At 65.5% G+C, this 17,957-nt stretch carries 17 protein-coding genes; 6 read left to right on the top strand and 11 right to left on the bottom strand.

The features are described 5' to 3' along the window. Position 1 precedes the first annotated feature (1 nt). From FZZ93_RS00975 to bioB, 4 genes are read right to left on the bottom strand one after another with little or no spacing between them, the layout of a single operon-like run. Positions 2 to 811, bottom strand: a complete 810-nt coding sequence (locus FZZ93_RS00975) for a methyltransferase domain-containing protein (RefSeq protein WP_149320463.1) — start codon at positions 809 to 811, stop codon at positions 2 to 4. Beyond that, positions 808 to 1,542 carry an alpha/beta fold hydrolase gene (locus FZZ93_RS00970; RefSeq protein ID WP_149320462.1) on the bottom strand — a complete coding sequence of 245 codons (735 nt, stop codon included), beginning with the start codon at positions 1,540 to 1,542 and terminating at the stop codon, positions 808 to 810. The genes FZZ93_RS00975 and FZZ93_RS00970 overlap by 4 nt, the downstream gene beginning before the upstream one ends. Beyond that, positions 1,539 to 2,699: an 8-amino-7-oxononanoate synthase gene (gene bioF, locus FZZ93_RS00965; protein WP_149320461.1), complete on the bottom strand. Its 1,161-nt coding sequence runs from the start codon at positions 2,697 to 2,699 to the stop codon at positions 1,539 to 1,541. The genes FZZ93_RS00970 and bioF overlap by 4 nt, the downstream gene beginning before the upstream one ends. Before the next feature lie 3 nt (positions 2,700 to 2,702). Further along, positions 2,703 to 3,815 carry a biotin synthase BioB gene (gene bioB / locus FZZ93_RS00960; RefSeq protein ID WP_149320460.1) on the bottom strand — a complete coding sequence of 371 codons (1,113 nt, stop codon included), beginning with the start codon at positions 3,813 to 3,815 and terminating at the stop codon, positions 2,703 to 2,705. A gap of 71 nt (positions 3,816 to 3,886) precedes the next feature. Between bioB and FZZ93_RS00955 the strand changes: the two genes are divergently transcribed. The 5 genes from FZZ93_RS00955 to FZZ93_RS00935 all read left to right on the top strand — a co-directional run bounded on the left by FZZ93_RS00955 (position 3,887) and on the right by FZZ93_RS00935 (position 8,489). Then, positions 3,887 to 4,591, top strand: coding sequence for a ComF family protein (locus FZZ93_RS00955; protein ID WP_187774422.1), 705 nt, complete (start codon positions 3,887 to 3,889; stop codon positions 4,589 to 4,591). 181 nt (positions 4,592 to 4,772) lie between these two features. After that, on the top strand, positions 4,773 to 5,759 hold the full coding sequence (locus FZZ93_RS00950; protein WP_149320459.1) for a serine/threonine protein kinase: 987 nt from the start codon (positions 4,773 to 4,775) through the stop codon (positions 5,757 to 5,759). Between the two features lie 179 nt (positions 5,760 to 5,938). Further along, on the top strand, positions 5,939 to 6,496 hold the full coding sequence (gene folE / locus FZZ93_RS00945; RefSeq protein WP_149320458.1) for a GTP cyclohydrolase I FolE: 558 nt from the start codon (positions 5,939 to 5,941) through the stop codon (positions 6,494 to 6,496). Positions 6,497 to 6,505: 9 nt separating this feature from the next. Further along, a complete protein-coding gene (folX, locus tag FZZ93_RS00940) occupies positions 6,506 to 6,916 on the top strand; it encodes a dihydroneopterin triphosphate 2'-epimerase (protein WP_149320457.1) in 411 nt (136 codons plus the stop codon). Between the two features lie 100 nt (positions 6,917 to 7,016). Then, complete coding sequence (locus FZZ93_RS00935) at positions 7,017 to 8,489, top strand: NAD-dependent succinate-semialdehyde dehydrogenase (protein ID WP_149320456.1); 1,473 nt, start codon at positions 7,017 to 7,019, stop codon at positions 8,487 to 8,489. A gap of 205 nt (positions 8,490 to 8,694) precedes the next feature. Here the strand turns inward: FZZ93_RS00935 and purH are convergent, their stop codons facing one another. The 7 genes from purH to dsbD form a co-directional block, all read right to left on the bottom strand. Next, on the bottom strand, positions 8,695 to 10,275 hold the full coding sequence (gene purH, locus FZZ93_RS00930) for a bifunctional phosphoribosylaminoimidazolecarboxamide formyltransferase/IMP cyclohydrolase (RefSeq protein WP_149320455.1): 1,581 nt from the start codon (positions 10,273 to 10,275) through the stop codon (positions 8,695 to 8,697). A gap of 70 nt (positions 10,276 to 10,345) precedes the next feature. Further along, the gene (gene fis / locus FZZ93_RS00925) at positions 10,346 to 10,675 is read right to left on the bottom strand and encodes a DNA-binding transcriptional regulator Fis (RefSeq protein WP_149320454.1); all 330 of its coding nucleotides are present in this window, start codon (positions 10,673 to 10,675) and stop codon (positions 10,346 to 10,348) included. Next, entirely contained in the window at positions 10,672 to 11,730 is a 1,059-nt protein-coding gene (gene dusB / locus FZZ93_RS00920; RefSeq protein WP_149320453.1) for a tRNA dihydrouridine synthase DusB, read from the bottom strand. The genes fis and dusB overlap by 4 nt, the downstream gene beginning before the upstream one ends. Before the next feature lie 67 nt (positions 11,731 to 11,797). Then, positions 11,798 to 12,712 (bottom strand): 50S ribosomal protein L11 methyltransferase, encoded by a 915-nt coding sequence (gene prmA, locus FZZ93_RS00915; RefSeq protein ID WP_149320452.1) that lies wholly within the window; start codon positions 12,710 to 12,712, stop codon positions 11,798 to 11,800. A gap of 90 nt (positions 12,713 to 12,802) precedes the next feature. Beyond that, a complete protein-coding gene (gene accC, locus FZZ93_RS00910) occupies positions 12,803 to 14,143 on the bottom strand; it encodes an acetyl-CoA carboxylase biotin carboxylase subunit (protein WP_149320451.1) in 1,341 nt (446 codons plus the stop codon). Positions 14,144 to 14,171: 28 nt separating this feature from the next. Continuing rightward, complete coding sequence (gene accB / locus FZZ93_RS00905) at positions 14,172 to 14,639, bottom strand: acetyl-CoA carboxylase biotin carboxyl carrier protein (protein WP_149320450.1); 468 nt, start codon at positions 14,637 to 14,639, stop codon at positions 14,172 to 14,174. A gap of 188 nt (positions 14,640 to 14,827) precedes the next feature. Next, the gene (gene dsbD / locus FZZ93_RS00900) at positions 14,828 to 16,693 is read right to left on the bottom strand and encodes a protein-disulfide reductase DsbD (RefSeq protein WP_149320449.1); all 1,866 of its coding nucleotides are present in this window, start codon (positions 16,691 to 16,693) and stop codon (positions 14,828 to 14,830) included. Positions 16,694 to 16,875: 182 nt separating this feature from the next. Here dsbD and FZZ93_RS00895 point away from each other — a divergent pair, with 182 nt between their 5' ends. After that, entirely contained in the window at positions 16,876 to 17,910 is a 1,035-nt protein-coding gene (locus FZZ93_RS00895; RefSeq protein ID WP_149320448.1) for a DUF2333 family protein, read from the top strand. Positions 17,911 to 17,957 lie beyond the last annotated feature (47 nt).

Raw genomic sequence — 17,957 nt, 5'->3', positions numbered from 1 at the left:
GTCAGCGCTCCAGGATCAGGGTGACAAGGTGATAGGTGACAGGGAGGCCAGGTGATTCGCGTAGCGTCTCGTATCGATGCCTGGCCCGTGCCAGATCGGCTCGGGTCAGTCGCTTCCCTGGCCGAGCCACCTGGGCACCGACCCCTTTGATGGAGGCCATCACGGCATCCAGGTCGGGATAGTGGAAGCGTTCCTCGCGTTGCTCCATGGCGACGCGCCGAAAGCCGGCACGCCGCGCGCTCCGTCGATACCGGGGAGCGTCGTGGAAATCGAGCAAAGCGGCGGAACGCTCGGGATGCGACCAGGCCTGGCTCACTTCGCGCAGGGTGCCGGGGCCCAGGGTATTGAGCAGGGCGCGTCCTCCCGGCCTCAGCACCCGTCGAATCTCGCCGAGTACGCGGTCCAGGTCCCGGCACCACTGGATCGCCAAATTGGAGATGACCAGATCGAAGGCTTCGGCGGAATGAGGGAGCATGCCAGCATCGCCGCAGACCCAGCGGATCGGTTCCGGGTGGCGTCGACGCGCCTCGTCGAGCATGCCCGGGGCCAGGTCGAGGCCCTCGATCCAGCGATGGCTGGGATAATGCCGGGCCAGGCGAGCGGTCAGTTCGCCGGGACCGCAGCCCAGGTCCAGGATGCTGTCGGCCCTGGCGGGCAGGTGCGCCATCAGGCGTTCGCCCATGGCATGCTGGGCGGTCGCGCGCTGCGCATAATGCGGAGCGGCGCGGGAAAAGGCATGGGCGACGCGGGCGCGCCAGTCGGCGGCATCGGCATGGTCGGTCGGCTCGGTGGTGATCAAGGCCGTGTTCATGATGTCAGCTCCGGTCGCCCGGCCTCGGACGGGTGTTGCGCGGCGATGCTCGCCAGCCGTGTCGCCAGGTGTTGCGGTTGGCTGAGCATCGGACAGTGTCCTGCGTCGTCGAGACGCTGGTCGGCTTGGGCGAGAACCTCTGGAGCGAGCAAGGGGTCGCGGGCGCCCGCGAGGCGATACACCGGGCACGGTGCGGCACTCAGGCGCGAATGATTGTTCAGGCATGCCAGATGCTCGAGGCCGGCTTCCAGGGTGGCCGTGGATGCCGGCAGGGTTGTGTCGAGCAACTGGCGCAGGGTTTGGTGCGCGTTGCGTGGGTCGGGCTCCCCCCCGAGTTGCCAGCGCAGGAAGTGTTCCCGTGCGGCGGTGGGGGAGCGCTCGAGAGCGCGACGGAAATCGGCCAGGGCCGTGTCGCTCACCCCCTGCGGGTGGACGAAGCGCTCGCCGATGCCAAGCAGTACCAAGGCGCGCGGAGTCGGAAGATGCTCGAGCAGAGCGCCAGCCAGCAGCCCGCCGAGCGACCAGCCGACCCAGACGGCGTCGGCCGGCAGGTCGTCGGCCAGGGCGTTGGCCAGCTCGTTCAGCGACGTGGGGTCGGCGAGCGGCAAGCGACCGGCATAGCCGGGCCAGTCCGGTGCCTTGACCTCGAGATCATCAGGCCAATAGGGGGCGAGAGGGCGCCAGATTCGGGCGTCGCAGCCCCAACCGCTGAGCAATATCAACTGCGTCATGAGGCGTCCTCGCGTCGACAGGCATTCAGAGCGCCGAGCAAGGCGTCGAGAGCCATTGCGTCGTGGGCGGCGCTCAGGGTGATCCGCAGTCGTGCCTGGCCGCGCGGCACGGTGGGCGGGCGGATGGCACCAACGCGTAACCCGGCCCGGGCCAGGCGCTCGGCCCAGCGCATGACGCGCGCGCTGTCGCCCAGCACGATGGGCTGGATGGGCGTGGTGGAGTCGGTCAGCGGCAGGCCGAGCCTCGCGGCTTCGCGCCGGAACTCGGCGATATGCCGATGGAGACGGTCGCGACGTTCGGGCTCCTGCTCGAGGATGTCCAGGGCAGTCAGGGTGGCCGCTGCCACGCCGGGGGGGTGGGCCGTGGTGTAGATGTAGGGACGGGCGAACTGGATCAGATGGTCGATCAGGGCGGCATCGCCCGCCACGAAGGCCCCGGCGCTGCCCAGTGCCTTGCCGAGTGTGCCGACCAGTATCGGCACCTGGCGTTGATCGTGGGCGCGTCCCACGCAACCGTCGCCATGTTCGCCGAGCACGCCGAGACCATGGGCGTCATCGATCATCAACCAGGCGCCTTGTCGTTGGCAGGTGCCGGCGATGCCGGCGATGTCGGCCGTGTCGCCATCCATGCTGAAGACGCCATCGCTGACGACCAGCGCCGGCGCATCCTGGGGTGTGCGCTCCAGCAAGCGCTCGAGATCCGCGAGATCGCGATGGTGGAAGCGCCGCGAGGGTGCCTCGGCCAGGCGGGCACCATCGAGCAGCGAGGCGTGATTGAGACGATCCTGGAACACCCGGGTGTGGCGGTCGCACAGCGCCTGCAATACGCCGAGGTTGGCCATGTAGCCGGTGGAGAACAGCAGGGCGCGGGGGCGCCCGGTCAACTCGGCAAGACGTTGTTCGAGTCGTTCGTGGACCGCGTGATGCCCGGTGACCAAATGCGAGGCCCTGGCGCCGGCACCGAAGCGTTTCGCCCCCTCGGCCTGAGCCTCGGCCAGGCGCGGGTCGCCGGCCAGGCCGAGATAATCGTTGCCGGCGAAGTCGATGAGAGGGGCGGCGTCGTCCAGGGTGAGGCGTTGGCGCCAGCCGCCTTCCGCACGGCGTTGCGTGGCGGCGCTAGCCAGTCGCTTCGACCAGAGGTCCGCGCGTGGCATCATGGTTTAGGCTTGGGCGGCGTCGTAGAAGAGGGCGTCGTCGCGCTGGCGCTGGATGGCATGGGCCAGTGCGGTTTCGGCCTGTTCATCGTCGCTGCGGGTGTCGCACGCGCTCTTTTCGACGTGCTCGGGATGCAAACCGAGCTTGTCGAACAGCGCCCGGTCACGTTCGACCTGGGGATTGCCCGTCGTCAGCAGGGTGTCGCCGTAGAAGATGGAATTGGCGCCGGCGAGAAACGCCATGGCCTGGGTCGATTCGTCCATCTGCTCGCGTCCGGCGGACAGGCGGACGTGGCTGGCCGGCATGAGGATGCGAGCCACGGCGATGGCGCGGATGAACTCGAGCGGGTCCAGGTCCTCGACGTTTTCCATCGGCGTGCCCGGTACCTTGACCAGCATATTGATGGGCACCGACTCCGGATGCGGATTCAGGCGTGCCAGTTGCTGCAGCAGGCCAGCGCGATCCCGAGTCGCCTCGCCCATGCCGAGAATGCCGCCCGAACAGATTTTCATGCCGGCATCGCGAACGTTGGACAGAGTGTCCAGGCGGTCGGCGTAGGAGCGGGTGGTGATGATCTCGCCGTAGTATTCCGGCGAGGTGTCCAGATTGTGGTTGTAGTAGTCCAGGCCCGCCTCGGCCAATCGGCTCGCCTGATGGGTGTCGACCATGCCCAGGGTCATGCAGGTTTCCAGGCCCAGCTCCTTGACCCGGCCGACCATCTCCAGCACCACGTCCAGGTCGCGTTCCCGAGGGCTGCGCCAGGCAGCACCCATGCAGAAGCGGCTGGCACCGGCCTGTTTGGCGGCACGGGCCTGCTCCACTACCTTCTCGATCTCGAGCAGCTTTTCCTTGCCGAGCCCGGTGTTGTAGTGGCCGGATTGGGGGCAGTACTTGCAGTCCTCCGGGCAGGCACCGGTCTTGATCGACAACAGCGTCGAGACCTGCACGGCATTGGGATCGAAGTGTGCCCGATGAACCTGCTGGGCGCGGAACAGCAGATCGTTGAAGGGCAGCGAGAACAGCGCCTCGATCTCTTCCAGGCGCCAGTCGTGGCGCGGTTCGTGCGAGGCGTCTAGGTTCAAGTCAACCGCATGGGCGTCGTGGTGTTGGGCTGGCATGGGAGGGCTCGCTTTTGGTCAACTTTTCGGATTGGTCACGGTTGACCGATAGGGTAAGGCGTCGCCGGTTTATGTCAACCGTTCATGATTTTAAGGTTGACGACTGGCTGCGGCGGCTGCTGCCTGGTCGCTGCGCCTTCTGTCTCGCCGCCTGCGAGTCGACGGCTCCCTGGTGTCGGGCCTGCCACCTGGCGTTGCCGTGGAATCTGCCGGCCTGTCCGGCATGTGCCGAGCCGCAGCCTGCTGGGTCGCGGGCGCGACGTTGTGGACGTTGTCTGCAACGTGCACCGGCCTTCGATACGGCTCGCGTGCCGCTGCGTTACGAGGGCGAGTTGAGGGGATTGATGCAAGGCTTCAAGTTCCATGCCTCACCGCGCGCCGGCAGCTTGATGCTGGCGCTGCTGGAGGAAGCGCTGAGGGATAAGCCGCGTCCCCAGGCGCTGCTGGCGGTACCGCTGCACCCTCGGCGCGCCCGGCAACGTGGCTTCGACCAGGCGCGTTGGCTTGCCGAACGCTTGTCGGCACGCCTGGACATTCCGCTGGTGGTGGCGCAGCGTCGGCGCGATACCCCGAGCCAGCGGGGGCTGGACCGCAAGCGACGACGCGGCAATCTGCGTGCCGCCTTCCGAGTGGAGACGGCACTGCCGTCCGAGGTCGCATTGCTCGATGATGTGATGACCACCGGCGCGACCCTCGATGCCCTGGCCCGTGCCTGTCGTCAAGCCGGGGCGGAGCGGGTCGAGGCCTGGGCCGTGGCGCGCACGCCATTGCCTTGAACCCGCCCGAGCGTTCGCTGCAAGGCAAGCGTGTCGACCCTTGCGCTATTGAACGCCATTGATCGAGAGTTTCCTTCAAGACCCCATGGATGGAGGTGGACTTTTCCGGCGACACGCCTAGCGCTCTAAGTCCGACAGGCTGTTAGCATGCCTGATGAGTCGATTGAATCAGGAGCGCCGAATGGAAACCTCGATCCATCCCTTTGCCCGTCTCGAGCCTGCCCGGGTGGTGGCGGCGGTGGAGTCCCTGGGGTTCTGGCTGCCCGGCGAGCCTTTCGCCCTGAACAGCTACGAGAACCGGGTCTATCTGGTGCATGACGACGAGCGCCGGCGCTGGGTGGTGAAATTCTATCGGCCGGGGCGCTGGAGCGATGCCCAGATCCAGGAGGAGCATGATTTCCTGGCCGAGCTGGCAGCGGCGGATGTCGCGGTTGCCGCCCCCTGGCGCGACGAGCAGGGCGTCAGTCTGCATCGTGCCGAGGGATTCCGTTTCGCGCTCTATCCGCAATTGCCCGGGCAGGCGCCCGAGCTGGAAAACCCGGCCCATCTGTTCGCCCTGGGTGAGGTCATCGGTGCGATGCACGCCGTGGGGGAGAGCGGCCGCTTCGCTCATCGCCGCACCTTGAACCTGGACGACATGCTGGCCGAGGCGTGCGATGGCGTACTCTCCAGCCCCTGGCTCGATCAGCGTCAACGGCGTGCTTATACCCGGGTGACCGATAGCCTGCGCTCGGCGCTGGTGGATCGTGGCTGGGCGCCCGAACGCAGTATCCGCGTGCATGGCGATTGCCATCTCGGCAATATGCTGGGGCGCGACGAGGCCTTCGGCCTGGTGGACTTCGACGATTGTCTGATGGCCCCGGCGGTGCAGGATATCTGGATGCTTTTGACCGGGCAGGAAGAAGGCGAATGGCAGATGCAGCTCTCCGAGGTGATCGAGGGCTACGAGCAGCACCGAGACTTCGACCGGGGCGAGCTGGCCCTGATCGAGCCGCTGCGCGCCTTTCGACTGATACGCCACAGTGCCTGGCTGGTGGCGCGCTGGGAGGATCCCGCCTTCCCCGTGGCCTTTCCCTGGCTGGCCGATGCCGGTTACTGGGACGACCACATCCGTCAGCTCGAGCAGCAACGACGGGTGCTGGATCGCGCGGTATCCGGGCAAGCGTGAAGTACGGCAAGATTCATCCATGTTGCCGAGAGCTGGGTCGGGACTGCGTTGGCGCATGGCATGCGCTAGAATCGTGTCCTTTCGACCCGGGGAAGATGAACACGGGGTAACAATTCGATGGCAGAGGCGTGATGGCCGCGCTGATGCATCGCCATAACGATTCTGCATGGGGCCTGAGAATGACCGAACAACTCGCCGACCATTACCGCCAGATCATCCAAGAGATCGGGGAGGATCCTGACCGGGAAGGCCTGCGCGATACGCCCAAGCGTGCCGCCAAGGCCATGCAATTCCTGAATCGTGGTTATTTCCAGTCCTTGGAGGAGATCGTCAATGGTGCCGTCTTCGAGTCGGACACCGATGAGATGGTGCTGATCAAGGACATCGAGCTGTACTCAATCTGCGAGCATCACCTGCTGCCGTTCACCGGCAAGTGCCATATCGCTTACATGCCGAGCGGCAAGGTGCTGGGTCTTTCCAAGTTCGCGCGCATCGTCGACATGTACGCGCGGCGCATGCAGATCCAGGAGAACCTGACTCGCCAGATTGCCGAGGCGGTCCAGCAGGTCACCAGCGCGCGCGGCGTGGCGGTAGTGATCGAGGCGCGTCACCTGTGCATGATGATGCGTGGCGTCGAGAAGCAGAATTCGAGCATGACATCCTCGGTGATGCTGGGCGCCTTCCGGGAGTCGCAAAGTACGCGGCAGGAATTCCTGACGCTGGTCCAAGGTAGGTAGGAGACAACAATGGCAATGCTCGCCCTGGGTGATCAGCACCTCGATCACGACCTGGCCACGATTCGCATCAAGAACCTGCGGTTGCGGACCTACATCGGCATCAAGGACGACGAGATCCGCAATCGCCAGGATGTGGTGATCAATGCGGTGATTCGCTATCGCGCCGACAAGGCGCTGGCGTTCAACCACATCGAGCAGGCGCTGAATTACCGCACCATCACCAAGCAGGTCATCGCTCATGTGGAGGACAATCGCTTCCAGTTGCTGGAGCGCATGACCCGGGAAGTGCTCGACCTGATCATGAGTTTCGAACAGGTCCTCACCGCCCAGGTGGAAATCGACAAGCCCCATGCCCTGCGTTTCGCCGACTCGGTGTCGATTACCCTGTCGGATTCCCGGGAGCCGAGGCGAAGCAACTGAATCCGGCAGCGTCATGGTGACGCCAGGCGGTTGGCGTTCGGCCTCCATACGCTTAGCATGGAGATCAATCCTCACCAAGCGCTTGAGCCAGGAGTCGACCATGGAAGCCCTGAAGGAGAACCTGAAGGAAACCCAGCTGTATTGCCCTTTCGCCTATATCGATGGGAGCTGGGTCGCTGCCGACAGCGGTGAACAGATCGAGGTGACCAACCCGGCCACGGGCGATATCGTTGGCAGTGTGCCGCGCCTGGGACGGGCGGAAACCGAGCGGGCCATCGCCGCCGCCGATGCCGCTCTACCTGCCTGGAGATCCTTGACTGCCCTGGAGCGCGCCGATGCGCTGATGAAGTGGCATGACCTGATGCTCGAGCATCAGCAGGACCTGGCCACCATCATGACCCATGAGCAGGGCAAACCCCTGAAGGAAGCCGCGGGCGAGATCGCCTATGCGGCAAGCTTCCTGCGCTGGTTTGCGGAACAGGCGCGCCGCATCAACGGCGAAACGGTGCCGGCCACTTCCAGCAACCAGCGTATCGTGGTCACCAAGCAGCCGGTGGGTGTGGTGGGGGCCATCACGCCCTGGAACTTCCCGGCCGCGATGATCACCCGCAAGGCTGGTGCGGCCCTGGCAGCGGGCTGTACCTTCGTGGTCAAGCCGGCCAGCCAGACGCCGTTCTCGGCCACCGCCCTGGCCATGCTCGCCGAACGTGCCGGCATTCCGCGCGGTGTGTTCAATGTGGTTCCCGGTCGCGCCTCGCAGATCGCCGCCGCCCTGACCGAATCGCCGATCGTACGCAAGATCACCTTCACCGGATCCACCGAAGTGGGGCGTGAGTTGATGGCTCAGGCCTCGCGCCACGTGCAGAAGATCTCGCTGGAGCTGGGCGGCAATGCGCCCTTCATCGTCTTCGAGGACGCCGATCTGGATGCTGCCGTGGAAGGCGCCATGGCGGCCAAGTTCCGCAATGCCGGCCAGACCTGCGTGTGCACCAACCGTTTCCTGGTGCAGTCGAGCGTGGTCAATGCCTTCTGCGAAAAGCTGGCGGTGGCCATGAACAGCGAGCTCAAGGTCGGCGACGGCACGAAGGCTGGCGTCAACATCGGCCCGTTGATCGACGAGAAGGCCGTGGAGAAGGTCTCCGAACACGTTCAGGACGCCGTCGAGCACGGCGCCGAATTGCTGCTGGGTGGCCATCCGCATCCGCTGGGCGGCAACTTCTTCACCCCGACGCTGATCACCGAAGCCAACGATGGCATGAAGGTGGCCGGCGAGGAGACCTTCGGCCCGCTGGCCGCCGTCTTCCCCTTCGAGGACGAAGAGGACGCCGTGCGCATGGCCAACGACACCGAATATGGCCTGGCTTCCTACTTCTACTCCCGCGACCTGGGACGCGTCTGGCGCGTGGCCGATGCGCTGGAATACGGCATGGTCGGCATCAATACCGGGCTGATTTCCAATGCCGCTGCCCCCTTCGGTGGCGTCAAGGCCTCGGGGCTCGGCCGCGAAGGCGGCCACCAGGGCATCGAGGAATTCCTCGAGACCAAGTACCTGTGTATCGATCTCGGGGACTAAGCAGGACGCTTGAAGAACGGCGCTACGCGCCTGGAAGAAAACCCTCCCCGCCATGGCGGGGAGGGTTTATTTTTTCGAATAGAGGCTCGTTACGCTGCTTTCGAGCTTCGAGCTTCGAGCTTCGAGCTTCGAGCTTCGAGCTTCGAGCTTCGAGCTTCTGTTTGCTCGCGGCTCGTATCTCGCCACTCGTGTCTGGCTGCAGGCGTCAGTGCCTGAAGTGCCGCATCCCAGTAAACACCATGGCAATCCCCGCCTCGTTGGCGGCGTCGATCACTTCCTGGTCGCGCATGGAGCCGCCGGGCTGGATGACGGCGGTGATGCCGGCGGCGGCTGCCGCGTCGATGCCGTCGCGGAAGGGGAAGAAGGCGTCGCTGGCCATGACCGAGCCGGGCACGGAAAGACCTTCGTCGGCGGCCTTGATGCCGGCGATCTTGGCCGAGTAGACGCGACTCATCTGGCCGGCACCGACGCCGATGGTCTGGCCGCCCTTGGCATAGACGATGGCGTTGGACTTGACGAACTTGCCGACCTTCCAGGCGAAGGCCAGGTCGCGCATTTCCTGCTCGCTCGGCACTCGATCCGAGACCACGCGAAGGTCGTTGCGCTCGACCATGCCCAGGTCGCGGTCCTGGACCAGCAGGCCGCCGGTGACGCGCTTGAGGTCGTGACTCTGCTCGCGCTCGCCCGGCCAGTGCTCGGCGACGTCGAGCAAGCGCACGTTCTTCTTCTCGGCGACGATCTCGCGGGCGGCGTCGTCAACGCCGGGGGCGATGATCACCTCGACGAACTGGCGGTCGATGATCGCCCGGGCCGTCTCGGCGTCGAGGGGAACGTTGAAGGCGATGATGCCGCCGAAGGCGCTGGTCGGGTCGGTAGCGAATGCCTTGTCATAGGCGGAAAGTGCGCTCTCGCCGACGGCCACGCCACAGGGGTTGGCGTGCTTGACGATCACGCAGGCGGTCTCGTCGAAACCCTTGACGCATTCGAAGGCGGCATCGGTATCGGCGACATTGTTGAAGGACAGTGGCTTGCCCTGCAGGGTGCGTGCCGTGGCCACGCCGGGTTCGTGGCTGGCGGGGTCCACATAGAAGGCAGCGGCCTGGTGCGGGTTTTCCCCGTAGCGCATGGACTGCTTTTTGTGGAACTGCAGGTTGTAGGTGCGCGGGAAGCCTTCCTCGCCGCCCTCAGCGCGAGCGCCCAGGTAGTTGGCGATGGCCGCGTCGTAGCCGGCGGTGTGCTCGAAGGCCTTCACCGCCAGGTCGAAACGGCTCGCCTGGCTGATACCGCCCTGGTCCAGTTCATGGAGCACCCGGGTGTAATCGTCGGCGTTGACCACGATGGTGGTGTGGGCATGGTTCTTGGCGCAGGCCCGCACCATGGTCGGCCCACCGATGTCGATGTTCTCGATGGCGTCCTCGAGGGTGCAGTCCGGGCGTGCCACGGTGGCGGCGAACGGGTAGAGATTGACCACTACCATGTCGATTGCCGCGATAGCGTGTTCGGCCATGACGGCGTCGTCCTGGCCGCGTCGGCCGAGAATGCCACCGTGGATCTTGGGATGTAGCGTCTTGACGCGACCGTCCATGATCTCCGGGAAACCGGTGTGTTCGGAGACTTCGGTGACGGGAACGCCGTTTTCGCGCAGTAGGCGATAGGTACCGCCCGTGGAGAGCAATTCGACGTTTCGATCACGCAGTCCGCGTGCGAAATCGACGATGCCGGTCTTGTCGGAGACGCTGATCAGGGCGCGGCGTACCGGGGCGACGGAGGAAGAGGATTGGGCCATGAAGATCACTCTATTGCGGGCATGGGAGCGTGACAGGGAGAGGAGTGAGGGCGCCGTGGCGCCCTCGTGTTCAGATCAATCCATAGTGCTTGAGCTTCTTGCGCAGGGTGCCCCGATTGAGCCCCAGCATCTCGGCGGCTCGGGTCTGGTTGCCCTGGGCGTGATCCAGCACCGAGGCGAGTAGGGGGGCTTCCACCTCGGCCATCACCATGGCGTGCAGGTCGGTCACCTCGCAGCCATCCAGGTGGGCGAAGTAGCGGCGCATGGCGGCGTCCACGGCATCACGCAGGAGCATGTCGTCGCCGGGCGCGGAAGCACCATCATCGGCGGCGTCACGAGAGGCCCGGGGTTCAATCTCGGGCAGCGCGGAAGACTGGGTAAAGGCTTGGCTGCTGGTCATGCGGCACAGGTTCCATCCGATGTCATGCCCCGGACGACCTCTGGCATCGTGTCGGGGGGAGCATGACGAAACAGTTCGTCGATGAAGCGGCTCTGGGCGTTGGCGTTGTCCAGGCCGTTGAAAGTGGCACGCAGGCACTTGCGCAGGGCATCGTCGAAGCGGGCATCGCTGGCGAGGTACCAGCCGATGTGCTTGCGTGCGATGCGCACGCCCATGTGCTCACCATAAAAGTCATGCAGGGCCGACAGGTGGTCGCGCAGCACCGCGACACGTTCGGTGTCGTCGGGAGGCGCCATGCGTCGGCCATGGCGCAGGTAGTGATCGATCTCGCGGAAGATCCAGGGATTGCCCTGGGCGCCGCGACCGATCATCACCGCATCCGCCCCAGTATAGTCGAGGACTCGGCGAGCTTTCTCGGGAGAGTCGATATCGCCGTTGGCGAATACCGGGATACCCACGGCTGCCTTGATGGCGGCGATGGTATCGTACTCTGCTTCGCCACCGTAGCGCTGCTGGCGATGGCGGCCGTGCACGGCGAGCGCCTGGATGCCCGCCGACTCGGCCAGGCGGGCCACGCGTACGCCATTGTTGCTTTCGGCACACCAGCCGGTGCGAATCTTCAGTGTCACCGGGATGTCCACAGCGGCGACCACGCCATCGAGGATTTCGGCGACCAGGGCCTCGTCGCGCAGCAGGGCCGAGCCGGCTGCCTTGTTGCAGACCTTCTTGGCTGGGCAGCCCATGTTGATGTCGATGATCTCGGCGCCCATCTCGGCGTTGAGGCGGGCGGCCTCGGCGAGCATGGCGGCGTCACCGCCGGCGATCTGCACGGCCCGAGGGCCGGGTTCTCCGCGGTGATCCATGCGCAGCCGTGACTTCCGGGTATGCCACAGGTTGGGGTCCGAGGTGACCATCTCGCCGACCACCAGGCCCGCGCCCAGGCGACGACCGAGCGCCCTGAAGGGGCGGTCGGTCACGCCGGCCATGGGTGCCATGATGACCCGGCTGGACAAGGTATGGCGACCAATGCGTGGCAATGGGCTGGAATCGGACATGCTTGCGATCGGCTGCTGAGAAAGGGGGACACATCATACGCCCCCCGCTATCCATGGTGAAGGCCACTCAAGTCGAACGTCGGCCGGTAAGCCGTACCCAACCTTCGCGTGTCTCCGGTTCATCCATCGTCAGGCCGCGTGCGGCATAGGCGGCGAGGACCTCGTCGGCCTGGGTTTCCAGGATACCGGATAGGGCCAGCCGGCCACCGGGCGCGACGCGTTCGGCGATCTCGTCGGCGAGCTCCACCAGGGGGCCGGCCAGGATGTTGGCCACCACCAGCGGGAAACGTGCCTCGGCCTCGAGCGATTCGGGATATTCGAGGCGCAGTGCCGTCTCGGCGATGCCGTTGCGTTCGGCATTGTCGCGGCTGGCGGTGAGTGCCTGGGGATCGATATCGGTTCCCGTGGCGTGGCGGGCGCCGAGCCGCAGGGCGGCGATGGCCAGGATGCCGGAGCCGCAGCCTACGTCGAGCACGCCGAGATCGTCTAGTTCGCCGTCCACCGCCAGGCCGTCCAGCCAGGCGAGACACAAGGCGGTGGTGGGGTGAGTGCCGGTGCCGAAGGCCAGACCCGGATCCAGCAGCAGGTTGACCGCCTGAGGGTCCGGCGCCTTATGCCAGCTCGGCACGATCCACAGTCGCTGCCCCATGCGCAGGGGTTCAAAGTCGCTCATCCATTCCCGCTCCCAGTCGCGGTCGGCGAGCAGTTCGTGCTCGATCTCGGGCAAGGGTTCGCCGGGCATGGCCTCGGCCCAGGCGGCTGCCAGGCGTTCGAGCATGGCCGAGAGGCCTTCGAGATCGTCGTAGAGGCCGGTGAGCACCGTCTCGTTCCAGAGCGGCGTGGTGCCGCGCTCGGGCTCGAAGAGAGGGTCGTCCTGGGCATCCTGCAAGGTGATGGCAGTGGCGCCTTCGTCCAGCAACAATTCCTCGAGTACTTCAGCGTGTTCCGGTGCGATGTGGGCCTTGAGTTGCAACCAGGGCATGGGGACTCCCAGGGGGATTGAATGCGATAGCGGAAACGACGACGGGGCGGCGTTCGCCGCCCCGTGGGGGAGGAGTCATCGGCCGGCTTTTTACAGGCCGAGCTTCTTCTCCAGATAGTGGATATTGACGCCGCCCTGCTGGAAGTAGCCGTCGCGGACCAAATCCTTGTGCAGGTCAGTATTGGTCTTGATGCCTTCGACCAGCAACTCGTCCAGGGCGTTGCGCATGCGAGTCAGCGCCGTTTCGCGGTCATCACCCCAGGTGATCAGCTTGCCGATCAGCGAGTCATAGTAGGGTGGCACCGTGTAACCAGTGTAGACGTGGGAATCCATGCGCACCCCGAGCCCGCCGGGAGGGTGATAGAGCGAGACCCGGCCGGGGGAGGGCATGAAGGTCCTGGGATCCTCGGCGTTGATGCGGCACTCGAAGGCATGCCCGGACAGCTTGACGTCTTCCTGACGGATCGACAGGGGCAGCCCGGAGGCGATGAGAAGCTGCTCGCGGACGATGTCGACACCGGTCACCATCTCGGTCACTGGATGCTCGACCTGTACCCGAGTGTTCATCTCGATGAAGAAGAACTCGCCGTTCTCATAGAGGAACTCGAAGGTGCCGGCACCGCGATAACCGATTTCGATGCAGGCATCCCGGCAGGCCTTGAAGACTTGCTCGCGCGCTTGCTGGTCCAGGCCGGGTGCAGGGGCTTCCTCGAGCACCTTCTGATGGCGGCGTTGCAGGGAGCAGTCCCGGTCATAGAGGTGGATGGCGTTGCCCTGGCCATCGGCCAGCACCTGAACCTCGACGTGGCGCGGGTTCTCGAGGAACTTCTCCATGTAGACGGTGCCGTCGCCGAAGGACGAGTGTGCTTCGGTGCGGGTCACGTTGACCGCGGAAAGCAGGTGGCCTTCGGTGTGCACCACGCGCATGCCGCGCCCACCGCCGCCGGCGGCGGCCTTGATGATGACCGGGTAGCCAATGCGCCGTGCGGTAGCGAGTATCTCGCCCTCGTCGTCGCCGAGCGGGCCATCGGAACCGGGCACCGTGGGCACACCGGCCTCCTTCATGGCGTTGATGGCGCTGACCTTGTCGCCCATCAGGCGAATGGTCTCGGCGGCCGGGCCGATGAAGGTGAAACCGGAACGCTCGACCTGTTCGGCGAAGTCGGCATTCTCGGAGAGAAAACCGTAGCCGGGATGGATGGCGGTGGTATCGGTGACTTCGGCGGCGCTGATCAGCGCCGGGATGTTGAGGTAGGACTGGGCCGATGAGGCGGGGCCGATGCAGACGGCCTCGTCAGCCAGGCGTACGTGCATCAGTTCGCGATCGGCCTTGGAATGGACCGCGACTGTCCGAATGCCCAGTTCCTTGCAGGCGCGCAGGATGCGCAGGGCGATCTCGCCACGATTGGCGATGAGAACCTTGTCCAGCATGATGGAGTCCGCCAGTGTTGTGGGAAGATCAGGAAATGACGACCATCGGTTGCTCGAACTCGACCGGCTCGCCGTCCTCGACCAGGATCGCTTCGACCACGCCGTCGCGGTCGGCCTCGATCTGGTTCATCATCTTCATCGCTTCGACGATGCACACGGTCTCGCCTTTTTTGACGCTCTGGCCGAGTTCGACGAAGACCTTGGCGCCCGGTGCCGGTGCGCGATAGAAGGTCCCTACCATCGGGGAGACGATCGCCTGCCCCTGATAGGCAGGGCCTTCATCGGCCCCGGCGGCAGATTCCACGGGCGCTGCCGCTGGCTGCGGTGCCGGCGCGGCGGCCTGTGCCGGCCAGGCAGGTGCGGCGGGCTGAGGATATTCCGTGCCATTGGGGTGGCGGCTGATGCGAACCGATTCCTCGCCTTCCTGGATCTCGATCTCGCTGATGTTCGATTCTTCCAGTAGCTCGATCAGCTTCTTGACCTTGCGGATGTCCATGACGTTGTCTCGATCGGTGGTTTCTGGGATTGCCCGGCGCTGTCAACTCGGGCGATTTCTTAATAGATCGCGGCAAGTTGGCGTGCTTTGCCGTCTCTAGGTGCCGTGATGGCTGATATCAGCGGAGTTTGCCGAAAATCGATGTGGATGTCCAGCCAGCGACGAACGCTGTTCGTTTAGCTGGCCGATCAGGCCTGGTCCCGCTGAATCCAGGCGGCGACTTCGCTCAGGTGAGTGGCCAGGTCGGGGGCGTCTACCTCGCCTTGTATGCGTGCTTCGCGCAGCTCGCGGCTACCGTCGAAGAACAGCAGGCCCGGCGGGCCGAACAGGCCGAAGTGGTCGAGCACCTCACGGCTAGTCTCGCCGCTTTCGGTGACATCCACGTCGATGCGTCGGAAACCCTCGAGGGCGGCCATCACCCGGGGCGCGGGGAAGACGTCGCGTTCCATGATCGTGCAGGAGATGCACCACTCGGCGGTGACATTGACCATGGCGGGCTTGTCGGAGGCCGCCAACGCCGTCTGCAGTTCCTCGAGACTCTCGACCACGGTGGCTTCCTGCGGGGCGGCCGCCTGCCCGGCCGAAGCGGCGGAGAGGGTGGTGCCGGCTGACGCGAGGGGTTGGAGCGGGTCCTGGGCGCCGCGTGAGGCACCGATCACCAGGGTGATGCCCCAAGTCAGCAACAACAGCCCCGCGGCCTGGCGAACCCGCGGCCAACCCTGGGCCTGGCCGGGGTTCAGGGCACCCAGCGCCAGCGCGGTGCCGGTGGCCAGCGCGGCCCACAGCAACAGGACTATAGCGCCCGGCAGAAGACGTGCAACCAGCCAGATCGCCACGCCCAGCAGGAGAATGCCGAAAGCGCTCTTGACGCCGTTCATCCAGGGGCCGCTGCGCGGCAACAGGGTGGTGCCGAAGGTGCCGACCAGCAGCAGGGGAATGCCCATGCCCAGGGCGAGGGCGAGCAGGGCGGCACCGCCCACCAGGGCATCGCCGGTCGACGAGATGAAAACCAGGGCGCCAGCCAGGGGAGCGGAGACGCAGGGCGAGACCACCAATACCGAGAGCGAGCCGGCCAGTGCCAGGCCGAAGGGGCCGCTGCGCTGGGCCCTGTCCTGCCAGGCGTCGAGACGACGTGTCAGGCGTGGAGAAAAGCGCAGATCGAAGACGCCGAACATGGCCAGCGCGAAGAGCACGAACAGGATGGCGAAGACGATCAGCACCGGCGCGGATTGCAGCCTGGCCTGCAGGTTCAGGCCGGCGCCGAACAGGCCCATGAGTACACCGACCATGGCGTAGGTGATCGCCATGCCGGCCACGTAACTGGCCGAGAGGGCGAAGGCGCGAGGGCGGCTGGGATTCTGGCCGACGATGATCGACGACAGGATCGGCACCATGGGCAGCACGCAGGGAGTGAAGGTCAGCCCCAGGCCGGCGAGCAGGAACAGGCCCAGCACCAGCGGCAGGCTGGCATCGCGGATCAGGGCGTTGAAGTGGCCATCCTCGCTGCGGGGCGCCTCGCCGCCTGTCATTTCGGATGCTGGGGAGGCCGTCGAGCCGTTGGCCGCCTCGCCGTCCCCGGAGGGTGATGGCCAATCTCTGAAGGCGCCCGGCGCCTGGCCTTCCGGCGCCTGGAGCTCGATGGTCTCGGGCGGATAGCACAGGCCGGCGTCGGCGCATCCCTGGAAGGTCAGCGTCAGATCCAGGGGGCCCTGGTGAGGCGTGTCGAGAGGAGCTTCGAGAACCACGCGGTCGTAGTAGACGTTGACATCGCCGAGGAACTCATCGGTCTTGGCCTCGCCGGGAGGGAGCTCGAGTTCGCCCAGGGTGACGTTCGGATCCCGGGAGGCGACGTCGAACTGGTGGCGGTATAGATAGTAGCCGTCGGCATTCTCGAAACCGATCTTCAGGGTGTCGCCGTCATGCCAGACGCTGGGCTGGAACGCCTCCATGACCGGCAGGAAGTCCGCCCCGTCGTTCGAGGAAAACCATTCGGCTTGGGCCGCCATCGGCAAGAGCAGCAGGACGAGACAGGCAAGACGACGAAACTGTGACACGGGGTTTCCTTTCTCCGGGATATAGATGGCGCGATTGAGACTGTCGAGATGGCTTGGGGTTCCGGGCCTGTGCCGCTATGCTCAACTGCTGAGGCATTCGTGGAAGTGTCAGGATAACGTATTCGAGCGGCATGGCGTCATGGTCGTTCGACTCTTCATCTTTACGGCAGGGAACCGCGCAAATGGGATTGACGAAAAAGACCACGATTCGCCGTCGCAGCAAGGATGAGGTGCTGGAGCGTCCGCAGTATGGCTGGATCTGGAAGCCATTACTGGTGTTGCTGGTCCTGTACCTGGTGGTGACGGTGGCGCTGGGCATTTGGTGGAGCCGGACACCGGCGGGCTTCGATGTGGAGCAGACGGTCGCCGAGCAGCGTAGTGGCGGTACGGCCGCGCGTGGTGCAGTGACTGTCGCTGGCTTGCGGACCACCCTGGCAACCCTGGTCGACAAGCCCGGCGGTTACCTGCGCAATGATATCGCCCCACCGGGGCTGTGGCTCGATAACATGCCGGCCTGGGAGTATGGCGTGTTGCGTCAGGCGCGCGCCCTGATGGCCGCCATGCCGGCGCTGGCGGATGGATCGGCCGAGACGCTCGAGGCGGCGGCGACCCGGCTGCGTGGTGATGGTCGCGACTGGCTTTATCCGTCCACGGAACACCGTATTAGCCAGGCGCTCGACGATCTCGACGCCTATCTGGTTCAGCTCGGTGAGCCTGGGCATGCCGGCTTCGGTGACGCGGGGCAGGGGCTGGCGCCCTGGCTGTCGCAGGTGGCCGAGGAGCTCGACGAGATGGGAGGGCGGCTTTCCGCCAGTGTCGGCGACAAGGAGCGGCTTGCCGAGCTGGGCGTACCGGTGGCATCGCTGCCGGAGTCGACGCCCTGGTATCGCGTCGACAATATCTTCTTCGAGGCTCGAGGGCAGGCATGGGCGCTGCGCCATCTGCTGGCGTCGGTGCGTCGCGATCAGGCGGACGTGCTGGAAGCCGCCGGGCTTGCCGAGCGTTGGGATGCGCTGGCGGTGGAGCTGGAGCGCAGCCAGCGTCGCCTGTGGAGCCCGGTGGTGCTCAATGGTTCGGGCTTTGGTATCTTTGCCAATCATTCACTGGTGATGGCCAGTCATGTGCTCAGGGCTCGCGATCTGGTGCGGGAATTGGCCGAGGGGCTGGCGGCGCCAGAGGAGGAGGCGGAAGCCGAAGGGCCATCGCACGAGGGATGAGGGAACGTTGAAACGAAAGGGGCCGCCCACTGGGCGGCCCCTTGTCA

Source organism: Halomonas eurihalina, assembly GCF_008274785.1.
In the GTDB taxonomy this organism is placed as follows: domain Bacteria; phylum Pseudomonadota; class Gammaproteobacteria; order Pseudomonadales; family Halomonadaceae; genus Halomonas; species Halomonas eurihalina.
Note: the sequence above shows the minus strand (reverse complement) of the source record. Positions and strands in the feature narration are given on the sequence as shown.

Coding starts and splice junctions, on each gene's coding strand:
- FZZ93_RS00975 (WP_149320463.1), bottom strand. CDS start 811: ATGAACACGGCCTTGATCACCACCGAGCCGACCGACCATGCCGATGCC.
- bioB (WP_149320460.1), bottom strand. CDS start 3,815: ATGCCAGCCCAACACCACGACGCCCATGCGGTTGACTTGAACCTAGAC.
- FZZ93_RS00895 (WP_149320448.1), top strand. CDS start 16,876: ATGGGATTGACGAAAAAGACCACGATTCGCCGTCGCAGCAAGGATGAG.
- folE (WP_149320458.1), top strand. CDS start 5,939: ATGACCGAACAACTCGCCGACCATTACCGCCAGATCATCCAAGAGATC.
- FZZ93_RS00970 (WP_149320462.1), bottom strand. CDS start 1,542: ATGACGCAGTTGATATTGCTCAGCGGTTGGGGCTGCGACGCCCGAATC.
- folX (WP_149320457.1), top strand. CDS start 6,506: ATGGCAATGCTCGCCCTGGGTGATCAGCACCTCGATCACGACCTGGCC.
- accB (WP_149320450.1), bottom strand. CDS start 14,639: ATGGACATCCGCAAGGTCAAGAAGCTGATCGAGCTACTGGAAGAATCG.
- accC (WP_149320451.1), bottom strand. CDS start 14,143: ATGCTGGACAAGGTTCTCATCGCCAATCGTGGCGAGATCGCCCTGCGC.
- dusB (WP_149320453.1), bottom strand. CDS start 11,730: ATGTCCGATTCCAGCCCATTGCCACGCATTGGTCGCCATACCTTGTCC.
- FZZ93_RS00950 (WP_149320459.1), top strand. CDS start 4,773: ATGGAAACCTCGATCCATCCCTTTGCCCGTCTCGAGCCTGCCCGGGTG.
- prmA (WP_149320452.1), bottom strand. CDS start 12,712: ATGCCCTGGTTGCAACTCAAGGCCCACATCGCACCGGAACACGCTGAA.
- FZZ93_RS00935 (WP_149320456.1), top strand. CDS start 7,017: ATGGAAGCCCTGAAGGAGAACCTGAAGGAAACCCAGCTGTATTGCCCT.
- FZZ93_RS00955 (WP_187774422.1), top strand. CDS start 3,887: ATGTCAACCGTTCATGATTTTAAGGTTGACGACTGGCTGCGGCGGCTG.
- purH (WP_149320455.1), bottom strand. CDS start 10,275: ATGGCCCAATCCTCTTCCTCCGTCGCCCCGGTACGCCGCGCCCTGATC.
- bioF (WP_149320461.1), bottom strand. CDS start 2,699: ATGATGCCACGCGCGGACCTCTGGTCGAAGCGACTGGCTAGCGCCGCC.
- fis (WP_149320454.1), bottom strand. CDS start 10,675: ATGACCAGCAGCCAAGCCTTTACCCAGTCTTCCGCGCTGCCCGAGATT.